Origin of the sequence: Pseudoalteromonas sp. P80D2, from assembly GCF_036680945.1 — a bacterium.
GTDB lineage: Bacteria > Pseudomonadota > Gammaproteobacteria > Enterobacterales > Alteromonadaceae > Pseudoalteromonas > Pseudoalteromonas shioyasakiensis.
In genome coordinates this window covers 167,917-182,976 of record NZ_JAZDAR010000050.1, presented here as the reverse complement: position 1 = coordinate 182,976, position 15,060 = coordinate 167,917, and the positions used below count along the sequence as shown (strand labels likewise).

Annotated in this window: 13 protein-coding genes and 1 pseudogene; 8 read left to right on the top strand and 6 right to left on the bottom strand. The window is 42.0% G+C overall.

The window, feature by feature from the left end; translation table 11 throughout:
• The 3 genes and pseudogenes from VRK28_RS15565 to VRK28_RS15555 all read left to right on the top strand — a co-directional run.
• A pseudogene (locus tag VRK28_RS15565) lies at nt 1-103 on the top strand (elongation factor Tu); the annotation flags it as partial.
• 532 nt (nt 104-635) lie between these two features.
• Nucleotides 636-1,358, top strand: coding sequence for a hypothetical protein (locus VRK28_RS15560; protein WP_304637810.1), 723 nt, complete (start codon nt 636-638; stop codon nt 1,356-1,358).
• A 67-nt stretch (nt 1,359-1,425) separates the two neighbouring features.
• Nucleotides 1,426-1,740, top strand: coding sequence for a hypothetical protein (locus VRK28_RS15555; RefSeq protein ID WP_062566684.1), 315 nt, complete (start codon nt 1,426-1,428; stop codon nt 1,738-1,740).
• A 60-nt stretch (nt 1,741-1,800) separates the two neighbouring features.
• Here VRK28_RS15555 and VRK28_RS15550 read toward each other — a convergent pair whose 3' ends face one another.
• Complete coding sequence (locus VRK28_RS15550; protein ID WP_332394120.1) at nt 1,801-3,441, bottom strand: endonuclease; 1,641 nt, start codon at nt 3,439-3,441, stop codon at nt 1,801-1,803.
• Nucleotides 3,442-3,788: 347 nt separating this feature from the next.
• Between VRK28_RS15550 and VRK28_RS15545 the strand changes: the two genes are divergently transcribed.
• The 5 genes from VRK28_RS15545 (at nt 3,789) to VRK28_RS15525 (ending at nt 9,512) form a co-directional block, all read left to right on the top strand.
• The gene (locus VRK28_RS15545) at nt 3,789-5,603 is read left to right on the top strand and encodes an assimilatory sulfite reductase (NADPH) flavoprotein subunit (protein ID WP_332394119.1); all 1,815 of its coding nucleotides are present in this window, start codon (nt 3,789-3,791) and stop codon (nt 5,601-5,603) included.
• Between the two features lie 48 nt (nt 5,604-5,651).
• Nucleotides 5,652-7,349 carry an assimilatory sulfite reductase (NADPH) hemoprotein subunit gene (gene cysI / locus VRK28_RS15540; RefSeq protein ID WP_062566681.1) on the top strand — a complete coding sequence of 566 codons (1,698 nt, stop codon included), beginning with the start codon at nt 5,652-5,654 and terminating at the stop codon, nt 7,347-7,349.
• A gap of 38 nt (nt 7,350-7,387) precedes the next feature.
• Nucleotides 7,388-8,128 (top strand): phosphoadenylyl-sulfate reductase, encoded by a 741-nt coding sequence (locus VRK28_RS15535; protein ID WP_062566680.1) that lies wholly within the window; start codon nt 7,388-7,390, stop codon nt 8,126-8,128.
• A 100-nt stretch (nt 8,129-8,228) separates the two neighbouring features.
• The gene (locus VRK28_RS15530) at nt 8,229-8,957 is read left to right on the top strand and encodes a substrate-binding periplasmic protein (RefSeq protein WP_130167792.1); all 729 of its coding nucleotides are present in this window, start codon (nt 8,229-8,231) and stop codon (nt 8,955-8,957) included.
• Nucleotides 8,958-8,969: 12 nt separating this feature from the next.
• On the top strand, nt 8,970-9,512 hold the full coding sequence (locus tag VRK28_RS15525; protein ID WP_304637816.1) for a DUF4124 domain-containing protein: 543 nt from the start codon (nt 8,970-8,972) through the stop codon (nt 9,510-9,512).
• On the opposite strand, the gene VRK28_RS15520 is transcribed toward VRK28_RS15525, so the two are convergent.
• From VRK28_RS15520 to VRK28_RS15500, 5 genes are all read right to left on the bottom strand, one after another.
• Nucleotides 9,509-9,754 carry a hypothetical protein gene (locus tag VRK28_RS15520; protein WP_058584005.1) on the bottom strand — a complete coding sequence of 82 codons (246 nt, stop codon included), beginning with the start codon at nt 9,752-9,754 and terminating at the stop codon, nt 9,509-9,511. The two genes, VRK28_RS15525 and VRK28_RS15520, sit on opposite strands and share 4 nt — an antisense overlap.
• Before the next feature lie 81 nt (nt 9,755-9,835).
• Entirely contained in the window at nt 9,836-10,723 is an 888-nt protein-coding gene (locus VRK28_RS15515) for a hypothetical protein (protein ID WP_332394118.1), read from the bottom strand.
• A 352-nt stretch (nt 10,724-11,075) separates the two neighbouring features.
• Nucleotides 11,076-13,826, bottom strand: coding sequence for an aconitate hydratase AcnA (gene acnA, locus VRK28_RS15510; RefSeq protein ID WP_269408540.1), 2,751 nt, complete (start codon nt 13,824-13,826; stop codon nt 11,076-11,078).
• Between the two features lie 220 nt (nt 13,827-14,046).
• Complete coding sequence (locus VRK28_RS15505) at nt 14,047-14,466, bottom strand: hypothetical protein (RefSeq protein WP_269408541.1); 420 nt, start codon at nt 14,464-14,466, stop codon at nt 14,047-14,049.
• Nucleotides 14,467-14,536: 70 nt separating this feature from the next.
• A complete protein-coding gene (locus VRK28_RS15500) occupies nt 14,537-14,911 on the bottom strand; it encodes an RNA-binding S4 domain-containing protein (RefSeq protein ID WP_054563502.1) in 375 nt (124 codons plus the stop codon).
• Between the last annotated feature and the right edge of the window lie 149 nt (nt 14,912-15,060).

Here is a 15,060-nt window from a genome sequence, read left to right as displayed (position 1 = left end):
AGAACTAATCTGCCCAATCGCGATGGACGAAGGTTTACGCTTCGCTATCCGTGAAGGTGGTCGTACAGTTGGTGCTGGTGTTGTTGCAACTATCGTTGAGTAATCAACTATAGTGATGCATCAAGCATTAAGAAAAACCCGAGCTTAGTCTCGGGTTTTTTTATGGGTGAAGAAAAGCTGTCAGCTTTCAGACGTCAGATTAGACTGATGGGGTTGTTTAGTGTGGTGTCTCACTCAGCATTCGGCCTGTTCATTCTTCGGGTAGGTTAGTTTGAACGCAGCGAAACCCAACGTAAATAGAGCTATCAGCTTTCAGACGTCAGATTAGAAGAGTGGGGTTGGTTAGTGTGGTGTCTCACTCAGCATTTGCCCTGTTCATTCTTCGGGTAGGTTGGTTTGAGCGCAGCGAAACCCAACTATCATAAAGCATTCCCAAGGTTATGCTTGAGCTTGAACTAGAACCTAGAACCTAGAACCTAGAACCTAGAACCTAGAACCTAGAACCTAGAACCTAGAACCTTTACCCTCGCTAACTCGCAACTCGCAACTCGCAAACTCGCAAACTCGCAACTCGCAACTTTCCTATGAACTAATTCACTCATTTAGCACTCTTAAAAATAAAACGAGGCGCTAGGGTGTTAAAAGGGAATTACAAAGCATGGATCATCTCAATTTCGTTACATGCTGTTTTGTTGCTGTTATTTACTCGATATGGAAAGTCTTTGAAACTCCCCGCAGTCGCTGAACCGCCAAAAGTAATCAACGCGTATGTGAGTGTTGATTTAACTTCGTTACCTAGTTTGCAGAAAATCCAAGAAAAACCTTCACCTGAGCAAACAGAAGGAATGCCTGATGAGGTTAATTCTTTGCCAAAAAACGAAGAAACTTCGCAGAGTAGCTCTGGGCAGATAAGTGATTCTAATACAGTTAATCCCACAATAGACGAACCCAAAAAAGCTACCTCTGAGGTTGTAAAGCCTAATCAGACACTTGAGAATTCAAAAATAGCCGAAGAGCCTTTTAAAAAGCTCAACCCTTATGCGCCAATCCCACAGCTTAATTTTGAAAATGGTTCTGCTAATGCGTCTTTGTTTGGGCAGGGTGAAGCGACGATTAGTAATAGCCCCGCAGGCAGGGTTACGGTGCCCGCACAATTAACCGTCTCTGATAAAGCAACTGTCGTTTGGCAAAATGGCGATGGCAGCAAGCGTATCGAGGTACTAAATGGCATGTGTTACGGCATAGATTTTAATTCGGTGTTTGGTAAATCTGGAGTGCCAAGTGGATCGCCCAGACCCTGTGAAGATAAAGAAGCAAAACTATTTAAAGAAATAATGAATAAGTGGAGTAAAAAGTAATAACAAAATACTTTACCTCAACTTAACTTGAGCTTTTAAAGTAGCGTTTTTTGTAATGGATATCGCTATGAACTCACTAGAAAACTATTTATTAAGCCTACAAATCAATTGTTATCAAACGTCAGTGATACAGATTTCTCAAGTACAAGCACGTATTTGGCAGTCATTACAAAATAGTTCTAGTTATGCAAATAGCGTAATCGAAGAGTTTGAATTAAATGGGCATCCTACGCATTACCAACATGCCGCCCTATTTACACTGGTTTTACAGCAACTCGGTTATAAAATACAGCCAACAGCAGAAAATACTTTGTCGGTAAGGCATAACCATTTGTTACATGACATTCGTCTTGTTGAGCAGTTAAACCCTAATGAGGCTTAAGTCATGTTTTATCGTATAAAAAGGCACTTAGCCGAAACTAAGTGCCTTGGCTTAACGAAGTTACCAAATCATTTCTACAAATTCTGGGTGATCCACAAATGGGTTGCGGTTACCTTGATGTTCATAAGCGGCTTGGTTACGGTCAAGCTCTAATTGGCTAACGGGATCCTCGTTATGCCACTTTAATAACATAGCAACGACCCAGCTCTCAAAAACCTGATTAGATGAACCATTCAGTACAGCGTTACTGTAGGTTGTGTTGTTTTGCCATGAGCCAATCACGTTTTCATAGCGTGTTGCCATATAGAAATACGCTCTTGCAAAGTCACCTTTAAACTCATCGATAGGTTCAAAAACTGTTCCTGAGTAATTTAATGTGCTAGCAGCGCTGCCTAATTTACTGCCGTTACTAGAGGTATAGCTTGCACTAGCTACTTCACCAAATGGGTAATTACTGCGTTTTGAATTGACATAACCATCAGTGGCAAAAATGTGATGTACATCTGAATTCATTGGCTCAACTGTTCCACCAAACCAACTTTTTGGGAAAGAATGCTCACGGTTGTAGCAATCAGCTTCGCTGTTGTAAGTACCACATTGATCGCTTACAGCAACATAGTTGTAGCTGTCTTGGCCTGCCGGGTTTTCTGAATAACGATCTAAAATAGAGTTGTCGTTTTCAAAATACTTATCGCGTGAAGCAATATCGTAAAAACTCCAAATTGCTGAATAGCCCTGCGAGTTGTGACCTTTAATTATGTTGTATAGCTCTGTTTTCAGTGCATAACCACTAAGGCCTTGGGTTGTAACATAGTACCCAGTTGGCTCTGTTGGTGTTGTACCACCTCCGTCACCGCCACCTGAGCTATCACCTAAACTAAACGGCGTAGCTTCTGAGCTTTGGAAGCTTGCACCACTGGCAAGTACTGTTTGACCGGATGAAAGGCTATAGCTACCGTTACCGTAAGAGCAGCATATGCCATCACCATAGCTATCAAAAATAGTAAAGGTATAGTCACCATCAGTTAAGCATGCTTGCTCACTGTATTGAGTATTTGCTGCATAGCTGCCGCCTGATGCTACTGCACTACCTTGGCTATTGGTGATTTGCCAACTGGTTTCTTCCCCATAATTATCGGTAGTGAGGGTTAAAGACACTTGGTTATCGGCGCAGCTGCCCGTAGGTGGTGGAGTTGAGTCTGTGTTTGGTGCAAAGTTATCTACATAAACGACTTCGCTGCCATCAAAACCAGTTACATCGTAAAAGCGCAGGCCAACATTAATTGATGTGGTCGCAGAGGCTGTGTACTGATAACTGATTTGTTGCCATTGATTGGTTAATGCTGAGTTAGAATAACCTTGATAGCCATCAACTACTAAGCGAGCTTTTACGCCACCTTCTGTATGGTAAACCCAAGCAGAAAACTCATAACTTTCACCCGCCACTACCTCTACTAATTGTTGTAAATCGGTATTACTTTGGGTGCCAGTATTAACCACGACTTGTGCTGAGTAATTACCTGAGTAAACCACATTAGTATTAGCGCTAAGACTAATACCGCTATCAATAGTGCTCCAGCTTGCAGGGGTATTTGCTGACCAGCTTTCGAAGTCGGCGTTACTAACATTTGCCAATGCTGAACTTGCTAAACAAAGTAAGCTACTGGCTAGCATATATTTTTTACATGTCCCGTGTGACATTGTATTTTCCTTTTTATATTTTAATAGTTTTTGCTGTTCTCAAAATGAACACAGCGAGTATAGGCTAATTGGCTTATGTTGCAATAATGTTAATTAATAAAAGTTTCTTATTTGGGAATTTTTGCTTTTAACATGTTTTTTTTGGATAAATACTAAATTAATAACTAAATGGAATATCAAAGCAGATTCTATTCTTTTTTAATCGTCTCAGACCTCGTTATTCTTCACGCTCAGATAAACCTTTAAAGCATTTCTATTGGGTCTTTAAAGTCGAAAAAATTGTTCGCGAAATGACAGTAGCAAGTTCGTTTCGCAGTTAACTTTTCAGGGTTACGAGGAATAAATTCATGTTGTTAAGTCAACTAAATGCAGCGGCGAGCCCGCTATCGCAAGAGCAAGTACAGAAGCTGCAAGGCTTAGTGGCTGAACTTAATCCAATTCAGCAAGCGTGGGTAAGTGGTTACTTAGCTGCGAATGCCAACGCAGGTGCATTAACCGGTGGTGTTGCTGCCACTCCAGCTGCAGGTGATGCACCGCCGCTAACTATTTTATACGGCTCGCAAACGGGTAACGCAAAAGGCGTGGCGAGCAAGTTAAAAGAGCAGGCAGAGTCGCGCGGTCTAACTGTTAAGCTAGTAAACATGGCTGACTACAAACCAACAGCCCTGAAAAAAGAAAAGTTTATCACGGTTGTTGTTTCAACCTACGGTGAGGGTGAGCCACCAGAAGACGCTGAAAGCCTTCATGAATTCTTAACAACTAAAAAAGCACCTAAACTAGATGGTGTTAAAGTGGCTGTGATTGGCTTAGGTGATTCAAGCTACGAGTTCTTCTGCCAAACAGCAAAAGATTTTGAAGAGCGTTTTAACAAGCTTGGCGCAGAAACTATTTTCCAGCGTGCTGACCTAGACGTTGATTACGATGATGAAGCAGCTAAGTGGATTGATGGTGCACTTGATGCGTTTGAGCCTGATCTTAAAGCGCAGCAACAAGCAAGTGGTGGTCAAGTTGTGGCCATGCCATTTGGTGCAGCGGCACCAGCAGCAAGCCAATACACCAAGCAAAACCCATTTGCTGCAGAACTAAGTGTTGTGCAAAAAATTACCGGTCGTGATTCAACCAAAGATGTGCGTCATGTTGAAATCTCATTAGAAGGTTCAGACATTACCTATACACCGGGTGATTCGCTAGGCGTTTACTTCTTAAATGACGAAGCGCTTGTTGATGAAGTACTTATGCTTACACAAATCGATGCATCTAGCACGGTTAAACTCGGCGACGAAGAGCTAACTATTCGTGATGCATTAATCGAAAAATTAGAATTAACTCAGTCGTATCCAGGTTTTGTTGAAAAATACGCAACAGCAACTGGCAGCCCTGATTTATTAAAGTTAGTTGAAGATAAAGCGGCAATGCGTGAGTACATCGAACCTCGCCAAATCTTCGATATTATTCGTCAAAACCCAGCTCAGCTTGAAGCACAAACCTTAGTAGACTGCTTACGTAAGCTACAAGCTCGTTTATATTCGATTGCATCTAGCCAAGCTGAAGTTGAAGAAGAAGTTCACTTAACTGTGGGTCTGGTTGAGTTTGATGCATTCGGTAGCGAGCATTTAGGTGGTTGTTCTGGCTATTTAGCACGTCGTGCTGAAGAAGGCTGCAAAGTAAAAGTATTTAGCGAGCATAACGATAATTTCCGTTTACCGGCTAATGATGAAACGCCAATTATCATGGTAGGTCCGGGTACGGGTATTGCACCATTCCGTGCGTTTTTACAAGAGCGTGATGCTCGTGAAGCAAGTGGTAAAAACTGGTTATTCTTTGGTAACCCACACTTTACTCAAGACTTTTTATATCAAGTAGAAATTCAAGGTTACTTGAAGTCAGGTTTACTGACAAAAGTGGATGTGGCGTTTAGCCGTGACCAAGCGGAAAAAGTATATGTTCAAGACAAACTTCGCAAAAACAGCCAAGAAGTATTTGCTTGGTTAGAAGCGGGTGCTCATTTCTATATCTGTGGTGATGCAAACCGTATGGCGAAAGATGTTCATCAGGCGCTTGTCGACATTATCAAAGAAAATAGCGGCAAAGATGATGAACAAGCTGAGCAATATTTAAAAGATTTACGTAGCGCAAATCGCTATCAGAAAGACGTGTACTAATCACGTTTAAAGCTAACAGCCGTCACTGTAACAAATTTAGGAAATACCATGAGCGAACAAGACAAAAACGTAAAGCTTTCTGATAACGAGCGTTTGAAAAGAGAAAGTAACTTTTTACGTGGCACAATTGAGCAAGATTTAAAAGACGAGATCACAGGTGGTTTCACTGCTGATAACTTCCAACTGATCCGTTTCCACGGCATGTACCAGCAAGATGACCGTGATATTCGCCCTGAGCGCGCTAAACAAAAATTAGAGCCGTTACATAACGTAATGTTACGTGCTCGTATGCCTGGCGGTATCATCAAGCCAGAGCAATGGTTAGCAATTGATAAGTTTGCTGAAGAGAAAACCAGTTATGGCAGTATTCGTTTAACCACGCGTCAAACTTTCCAGTTCCATGGTGTGCTTAAGCCAAATATTAAAGGCATGCACCAAATGCTTAATAGCGTGGGTATTGACTCAATTGCAACGGCGGGCGACGTAAACCGAAACGTATTATGTACAACGAACCCTGTTGAATCTGAGCTTCACCAAGAAGCTTACGAGTGGGCTGCGAAGATCTCTGAGCACCTATTACCAAAAACCAAAGCGTATGCTGAAATTTGGTTAAATGGCGAAAAGAGTGAAACTACAGAAGAGCCAATCTTAGGTTCAACTTACTTACCGCGTAAGTTTAAAACCACTGTGACAATTCCACCGAACAATGAAGTGGATGTGCATGCGAACGACTTAAACTTTGTAGCAATTGCAGAAAACGGCAAGTTAGTTGGCTTTAACGTGTTAGTGGGGGGTGGTCTTGCGATGACTCACGGTGATACAGCAACGTATCCTCGTAAAGCAGATGACTTTGGTTTTATTCCACTTGAGCACACGTTGAAAATTGCTGAGCACGTGGTATCTGTACAGCGTGATTGGGGTAACCGCTCTAATCGTAAAAATGCGAAAACTAAGTACACACTTGACCGTGTAGGTTCTGATGTATTTAAAGCAGAAGTTGAAAAACGTGCCGGTGTTCAATTTGAGCAAAGCCGCCCGTATGAGTTCACTCACCGTGGTGACCGTATCGGTTGGGTTGAAGGTATTGATGGTAAGCATCACTTAACGCTGTTTATCCAAAGTGGCCGTATTTTAGATTACCCAAATCAACCTCTTAAAACAGGCTGCCGTAAAATTGCTGAAATTCACCAAGGTGACTTCCGCATGACAGCAAACCAAAACTTGATCATCGCAGGTGTTCCGGCTGATCAAAAAGCGGTAATCGAAGAGATTGCTCGCAACCATGGCTTAATTGATGACAGCCATACAGAGCAGCGTAAAAACTCAATGGCGTGTGTGGCATTACCAACGTGTCCGTTAGCGATGGCTGAAGCTGAGCGTTATTTACCAAGCTTAATTGAGAAAACTGAAGCGTTATTAGCTAAGCACGGCATCAGCGATGACAACATCATTATGCGTGTTGTGGGTTGTCCGAATGGCTGTGGCCGCGCAATGTTGGCAGAAGCGGGTCTGGTCGGTAAAGGTCCAGGAAAATACAACGTGTACTTAGGTGGTAACCGTGAAGGCACGCGTATTCCAAAACTGTATTTAGAAAATGTTGGCGAAGACGTATACCTAGACGCATTCGATAAGCTAATTGGCCAATGGGCAAGTGAGCGTAATGAAGGCGAGTGTTTTGGTGATTTTGTAATTCGCAAAGGCATTGTTGCTGAAGTTAAAGTTTCAGTAACTGATTTTCACGCATAATTTTATAAGCGACACCGCTTTAAGGTTTGGAATTAACCATGAGTGAATTTAAAAACATCTTAACGATGAGCAAAGAAGACCAAACAGCTATGTTGGCTGATATAAATGGTCTTCTGGCTGATAAAAGCGCAGAAGAGCGTGTTGCATGGGCACTTGAAAACTTACCAAGCACACACTTTTTGTCGTCGAGCTTTGGTATTCAAGCGGCGGTGATGTTGCACTTAGTAACATCGCAGCAGCCAGATATTCCTGTGGTACTGACTGACACTGGTTATTTGTTCCCTGAAACCTATCAGTTCATCGAGCAAATGACGGAGCGACTATCGCTTAATCTTAAAGTTTATAAAGCTGAGCTTAGCCCTGCGTGGCAAGAAGCGAAGTTTGGTAAGCTTTGGGAGCAAGGTGAAGAAGGCATTAAGCAGTACAATCAACTGAATAAAGTTGAGCCAATGACTCGTGCCTTAAACGAGCTGGGTGCAGGTACTTGGTTTAGTGGCTTGCGTCGCGATCAGTCATCTAGCCGAGCTGATAAGCAAATTGTTGAAATCAGCCGAGGGACTGTGAAAGTGTATCCGCTTATTGAGTGGAACAACCGTGACATCTATCAGTATCTAACTAAGCATGATTTACCGTATCACCCACTTTGGGAGCAAGGTTATGTGTCGATGGGCGATGTTCATACAACCCGTAAACTTGAACCGGGCATGACAGAAGAAGAGACACGTTTCTTTGGTTTAAACCGTGAATGTGGCTTACATATCGATGGTGATGGTATCTAATCCTAAATTCCTATCAGAATTTTCGTAAAGCGCAACCTAGGTTGCGCTTTTTTTGTGCTATTTATATACAATCTCTGGCTCAATTTTATGAGAGAAAATTATGAGTCGTGCTGTTGTTTTTTTATTGTTGTTTTTAATTGTGCCTTTAGTGCGAGCAGAAACTTTGAGGGTTGCGCTTTATGACACGGATTACCCGCCATATCATTTTGCTGACAGTAGTCATAAAGGGCTTGTTGATGAGTTATTAATTCTTTTTGCTGAGAAATATAATCATGATATTCAATACATGCTGGTACCTGAGGTGCGTTCACAGCATTTACTTGATGAAGGTAAGGTTGATGTACGCTTAGAGTCTGAGCAATGGTATCGCGGAAATAAGCAATACTATTGGAGTGATAGTATCGCTGTTGTAGAAGATATTTTAGTGATGCCGAGTGGTTGTCATATTCCAGCTATTGATGAGCTAGGTGGTTATGTGTTGATGGCCCGCTTTGGCTACACCTATCCGCAATTTGAAGCGTTGTTTGCATCTGGAAAATTGCACCGTGAGGACTTTTACTCAGAACTAGATATGCTGAAGGCTTTAGTCGACATGCAGCAAAATCAACGTGTTGCTGTGATCGCAAAAAACACACTACAGTGGTATGCCTCAAAAAATAATGCTTTTAAAAAATTCACGGTGAGTGATTACAGTGTTGGTAAGGCTCCGATGCAATTACAGTTTACTTACAATGAAAAAGGGAAACGCATGAGCGAGCAATTTAACGAATTTATGAAAAATCTTAAATCATCCGGTGAATTTGCTAAGATTGAGAGTAACTACCAATAATCGGTAAATCGAATGATTAAGCGTTTTTGTTATCTTGCCGTTATGCTGCTACTAACCAGTGTTGCGCTGCTGTTTTACATTAAAAAGCCAGACGGTAAACCTTACCTAGAGCTGAGCATGTTCGAGCGTTACTCAGACAAAGTAAGTGGCGATCTGAGTGATTTTGCTTCGCAAAGTGCCGATACACTTACCAGCCAAGCAAAAAAGCTCACTGAAAAGTTGAGCTTGAGCAAAGACGCAAATTCATCTGTCGTCGTGTATAAATGGCAAGATGAACATGGTCAGTGGCACTATGCTGATACCCCTCACCCTAATTACGTAAGTACTGCGGTAAGTTTAGATCCTAACGACATAACAGTGTTACCCGCAGAGACATTTCAAGCTGATGAAGAGCAACCAGCAACCGTTAAAACTGACGAAACATCTTCAACGCTTGGCGTATACGACCCTAAAAATGTACAAAAGATGATGCAAGACGCTGAGCAAGTAAAACAGCTTATGGAGCAACGTAACAAGCAACTTGAACAGCAGCTCAAGGAGCGAGGTGGAAATTAGCTCTGTTTGTTATGTGCTTTGAGGTCGCTTTCCATTTTCATAAGTAAAATAGTGAGATAAATTTTAGTGGGCAAAGAGAATAGCACACCAACAGCAATACACGCTGCGCTGATCATAATGCCATGTATACCCATGCTATCACTTAAGTAATTGCCGGCTAATAAAGAGTGCCCCAATATAATTAGGCAAATACCTAAAATAATAAAGGTTTTTAAGATTCGAATGATGGTTTGTTCAGTCATACAAGCACCTCACTTTAGCCTTAATTAAAGTGTAGGTGCTGTTGTCATTAATAGGATTGTTCTAAATCAAGCAATTGTCGGTTATTTGACCAACTTTACTGGGCCGTTGATGTTATCGATACTTAAATCACCTGAACCCGCTTCGATAATAGTTAGGCCGAGTGTGTCATCCACATAAATGCTGCCAGAGCCATCGGTAATGGTAACCAGCCCTTTGATTTGTCTTACATCTATATCACCAGAGCCATCTTCGATAGTAAGCGCACCAGCCAATGTTTTAATGCTGATACTACCTGATTCATCAATAATACGTGCAGGGCCTTGGCTGTTTTCGATGCGGATATCACCAGAGTCATCTTCAATATCAATACGCCCTTGGCCTTGGTCTATCATAATTGAGCCAGAATCGTCTTCAATGCTGATATTGCCGCTGACATTGCTAATGCGAATATCCCCCGAGTCATCATCAATATTAATAGTGCGACCACTTTCGATCACAATTGATCCTGAGTCATCATCAATGCTGATATCGTTTTGCATTGCACGTATCACGATATCACCTGAGTCATCATCAATATCTAGTTTGAGGTTGCTAGGCACAGAGACAATTAAATCAATACGAGGTGATGAACCACTGTAAAACGATAAGCTACCATTATTGAGCTTGCTGATAAGCTCAGCCGTGTCGCCGTGCTTTTCGAGGGTTAGCGTATAAGTCTCATCGCCTTTAGCCGCATAGATATTAGCATTCACTGTGATAGCCGTGGCGTTATTGTCGCCTTTGATGATCAGTGAACCTGCTTCGGCATCGATTTTTAGCTCGTTTAAATTGACAGCCGACACGCTTAAGTCTTGTTGTTTTTGTTCTGCGATTTGACCCGGAGAGACATGAATAACACAGCCCGTTAATAATAAACTTGATGAAATGGCCGTTGCGCAAATTGCGCGTTTGAATGATGCAATAGTCATAAGGATTCCAAAATTATTGTGATTTTTATCTGGTTAGCATTAGCAAACTATGGTCCAATTTTAACATGCTGATTTTTATGTTCTTTTCATTTTTTGTAAATAAGTGTGTTGCTCTAAACTGTAATTTATACCAATTCGCTTAATTAAGTGGTCTATTTTGAGGCAATAAAACCTCGTTGATAACAAGGCAAAAATTTCGTTATTTAGTTTGTTCTAAATCAGAAATTTTTAACGCAGGTAGCGACAGGTTTAATCCCTCAAAATGATTAAGTATTATTGCGGATTGGTATTACTGGTGTTTTAAACAAAAAAAGGGGCTGAAAATTCAGCCCCTTAGTTAACTTAAAAGCAATTACTGCTCAGCCAGCATATTACGCAATACATACTGTAAAATACCGCCATGTTTGTAGTAATCCCACTCTTTAGGGGTATCTATACGCACATCAACACTAAAGCTAATTTGTTTGCCTTCACTGCTAGTGGCAATCACACTGACTTCATTGGTTTTGTCGTATAAGCCTTCAAAGTCGAATGACTCTTGGCCGGTTAGACCCAGTGACTCATAGCTTTCACCTTCTTTAAATTGTAGGGGTAAAACACCCATACCAATCAGGTTTGAACGGTGAATACGCTCATAGCTTTGTGCAATAACGGCTTTAACACCAAGTAAAAGTGAACCTTTAGCAGCCCAGTCGCGTGATGAGCCTGTGCCATATTCGGCGCCCGCTAAAATAATCAGAGGCGTGCCATCTTGCTGGTATTGCATCGCTGCATCATAAATACTGGCGAGCTCATCGCTTGGTTGCATGCGGGTCACACCACCTTCGGTCCCCGGTGCTAATAGATTACGTAAACGCACATTCGCAAAGGTACCGCGCATCATTACTTCGTGGTTACCACGACGCGAACCATACGAGTTAAATTGTGCTTTTTGCACGCCGTGATCTTGCAAGTAAAGACCTGCTGGGGCATCCGCTTTAATCGCACCTGCTGGCGAGATGTGGTCAGTGGTAACTGAGTCACCTAATTTTGCTAAACAGCGCGCACCACTAATGCTCGGAATACCAGGAGGCTCAATCTCCATACCATCAAAGAATGGCGCTTTTTTGATGTAGGTTGACGCATCATCCCAATCATAAAGTTTGCCATCAGGAATTTGAATTTTCTGCCAACGATCATCACCTTGATACACATTGCCATAACTTGATGCGAACATTTCTTTGGTTACAGTTTCGCGGACGAGCTCGTTTACTTCACTAACACTTGGCCAGATATTTTTTAGATAAATGTCATTACCATTAGGGTCTTGCGCAAGCGGCTCATTGTAAACGTCGATATCTGTACGACCCGCAATTGCGTATGCAACCACAAGGGGTGGTGACGCTAAGAAGTTCATTTTCACATCTTGGTGAATACGCCCTTCAAAGTTACGGTTACCCGATAAAATAGAGCTTACAACCAGTTTATGCTTTTGAATTGCATCGGTGATTTCATCAGCTAGTGGGCCTGAGTTACCGATACAGGTTGTACAACCATAACCGACAAGGTTAAAGCCTAAGGCATCTAAGTCATCCATTAAGTCGGCTTTTTTCAAGTAATCAGTCACCACTTGTGAGCCTGGAGCAAGTGAGGTTTTAACCCATGGCTTAACCTTTAATCCTAATTGTTTGGCTTTTTTAGCCACTAGGCCAGCAGCTAAAATAACACTTGGGTTTGACGTGTTTGTACAACTTGTAATTGCAGCAATGACACAAGCGCCATCATTAAGCTCAAACTCTTCGCCTTTAAAGTTAACCTTAGCTGCGCCCATAAACTGTGCTTCGTTTACTGGCTCATCAGGGTTGGTGGTTGGGCCTTCATCTTCAATGCGCGCCTCTTGAACATCGCTTTTATCGCGATGTTGCATACGTTCTTCTTGAAAGCCTTTTAAGTGCTCACCAATAATGCTACCTGCTTTATCAAGGGCAATTCTATCTTGCGGGCGCTTAGGTCCAGCAAGGCTTGGCACAACATCATCAAGTGATAACTCTAGTGTGTCGGTATAATGAGCTTCATCGCCAGGGTTACGCCATAAACCTTGGTGCTTAGCATAGTCCTCGATGAGTTTAAGTTGTTTGTCATCGCGGTTAGTTAAACGTAGGTAATTAATGGTTTCATCATCAATTGGGAAAATACCGCAGGTTGCACCATACTCAGGCGCCATGTTTGCAATAGTTGCACGGTCTGCAAGCGGTAAATCAGCAAGACCATCACCATAAAACTCAACAAATTTACCCACTACGCCATGGTTACGCAGCATTTCTGTCACGGTTAGTACAAGGTCGGTTGCAGTTGTGCCTTCTGGCAGGCGACCATTGAGCTTAAAGCCAACGACCTGTGGAATAAGTAAGCTGATTGGTTGACCAAGCATTGCGGCTTCGGCTTCAATACCACCCACACCCCAGCCTAATACCCCAAGACCATTGATCATGGTGGTGTGCGAATCGGTTCCGACTAGGGTATCTGGGTAGGCGAGTGATTTACCATTTTTACTATCGTTAAATACCACACGGGCTAAATATTCTAAATTAACTTGGTGTACGATGCCGGTTGCTGGTGGCACGACTTTCAAGTTATCGAAGGCAGTTTGCCCCCAGCGTAAAAATTCGTAACGCTCTTTGTTACGCTCATATTCAAGTTTCGCATTTAAGTCGAATGAGCCATCTTCACCGTAGCCGTCAACTTGCACTGAGTGGTCAATAACAAGCTCAGCAGGTGACAGCGGATTAATTTTTGCAGGGTCGCCGCCAAGTTTTTCCATGGCATCACGCATCGCGGCTAAATCGACAATGGCGGGTACGCCGGTAAAATCTTGCATTACAACGCGAGCAGGCGTAAACGCTACTTCTGCTGATGGTTTCGCTTGAGGGTCCCAGTTTAGTAAAGCATCGATATCTTGCTTTTTAATATTAACGCCATCTTCATTGCGTAACAGGTTTTCAAGTAAGATTTTTAGAGAGAATGGCAGACGTTTTGCCTTGTCGCCTAAACCTTGTAAAGAGTGAATATGATATTGCTCACCATTAATCGTAAGCTGTTTTTGGGTATCAAAACTGTTATTCATTATTTGCCCCTGTGGTTTGAGCAAGCAATTTGGCTTGCTTTGTTGTTTCCTTTTCGAAATAGACACAGTGTTATTGCAAACTTAATACCAGCTGAGAAAGTCATCTAGCTGATGAAAAAATATGCTATCTAATATAGTTGCTGCTGATGTGATTTATTTCAAGGGAAGGAGGCAGATAAAAAGGGTAGTCACTTTAAACTACCCTCAGAAATAAGTGTTTTTAGTTAAGCCAGTTTTGTTGTTTACCTTTATGACTAATAAGCAGTAATAGTAAACCAATAATGATCACACACAATGGCATTGCTAATGCGCTAGTACCAAACATAGCAAGGCTATCTATCACCACAAAATTATAATATTGCTGGACTAATACGGCGATAAACGAGATTAAAAATAACTCGCGCGCAAGGGCTTTTTTTGCCAGTAATAAGATGCTCGCGAAGCTTGCTGCAAACACGGCTATCGCAAAGGCAGCCGTTGACCAGAGCGGTATGTCGCGGTATGCGGCTTGTTGTGCTTCGGGGAGTTGGTTAATCATTTCGGGTGTGATTAACAGTTGCATGACAAACGCAATGACACCTAAAAGATTCCATACAAGGGCTGCCCAAGCAAGTGGCTTGAGCCAAGCTGGAGGGTTCATAAATCACCTTTTATTGTTGTTATAATCGCATTCAATTAAAGGTGATTTATGCTAACTAAGCAAGCTCTAGTTAACCAAACGAGATAGGGCGGCGACCGGTTTTTTCGTCTACTTTTGGCTTTTTAGTACGTTTACGCTTTGATTTTTTTGGCGCTTCTTCAGCGCTTTGTGGTTGTGCTTTTTGTACAGGTTCCGGTGGGCGAGGATTTGGTGTTGCATCTTCGCTTAGTGTCAGTTGGAACAACTCACCATCGAATGCCAATACGTCACCACTGTATAATTTTTTCCGTTTTATTGTACAAATTTCATAGTTAACCCCAACATAACCTTCACCAATTAAGGCTTTTGCTTGGCCGCCTGTTTCGACTAGGTCGAGCACTTTTAGCAAGTTACATAACTCTATTGGCTCTTCTTCTAGTTCAATTTCGATGAAATCTTCGTTCATGTTGGTCTCTCTTAATTCAATCGCAGCTATTATAAAGCCTAGCACTCAATTGAACCAAGATTAAATTTTTAAGCTCTTCAAGCGGTTAAAATTTGCAGCAATAAATAATCTGATATTTTTATAAACAGTAAAAAAACTGCAGTATTTAC

What these genes read in the sequence shown, in the direction of transcription:
- VRK28_RS15555 (WP_062566684.1), top strand. Translation starts at nt 1,426, where the DNA reads ATGAACTCACTAGAAAACTATTTATTAAGCCTACAAATCAATTGTTAT.
- VRK28_RS15550 (WP_332394120.1), bottom strand. Translation starts at nt 3,441, where the DNA reads ATGTCACACGGGACATGTAAAAAATATATGCTAGCCAGTAGCTTACTT.
- VRK28_RS15545 (WP_332394119.1), top strand. Translation starts at nt 3,789, where the DNA reads ATGTTGTTAAGTCAACTAAATGCAGCGGCGAGCCCGCTATCGCAAGAG.
- cysI (WP_062566681.1), top strand. Translation starts at nt 5,652, where the DNA reads ATGAGCGAACAAGACAAAAACGTAAAGCTTTCTGATAACGAGCGTTTG.
- VRK28_RS15535 (WP_062566680.1), top strand. Translation starts at nt 7,388, where the DNA reads ATGAGTGAATTTAAAAACATCTTAACGATGAGCAAAGAAGACCAAACA.
- VRK28_RS15530 (WP_130167792.1), top strand. Translation starts at nt 8,229, where the DNA reads ATGAGTCGTGCTGTTGTTTTTTTATTGTTGTTTTTAATTGTGCCTTTA.
- VRK28_RS15525 (WP_304637816.1), top strand. Translation starts at nt 8,970, where the DNA reads ATGATTAAGCGTTTTTGTTATCTTGCCGTTATGCTGCTACTAACCAGT.
- VRK28_RS15520 (WP_058584005.1), bottom strand. Translation starts at nt 9,754, where the DNA reads ATGACTGAACAAACCATCATTCGAATCTTAAAAACCTTTATTATTTTA.
- VRK28_RS15515 (WP_332394118.1), bottom strand. Translation starts at nt 10,723, where the DNA reads ATGACTATTGCATCATTCAAACGCGCAATTTGCGCAACGGCCATTTCA.
- acnA (WP_269408540.1), bottom strand. Translation starts at nt 13,826, where the DNA reads ATGAATAACAGTTTTGATACCCAAAAACAGCTTACGATTAATGGTGAG.
- VRK28_RS15505 (WP_269408541.1), bottom strand. Translation starts at nt 14,466, where the DNA reads ATGAACCCTCCAGCTTGGCTCAAGCCACTTGCTTGGGCAGCCCTTGTA.
- VRK28_RS15500 (WP_054563502.1), bottom strand. Translation starts at nt 14,911, where the DNA reads ATGAACGAAGATTTCATCGAAATTGAACTAGAAGAAGAGCCAATAGAG.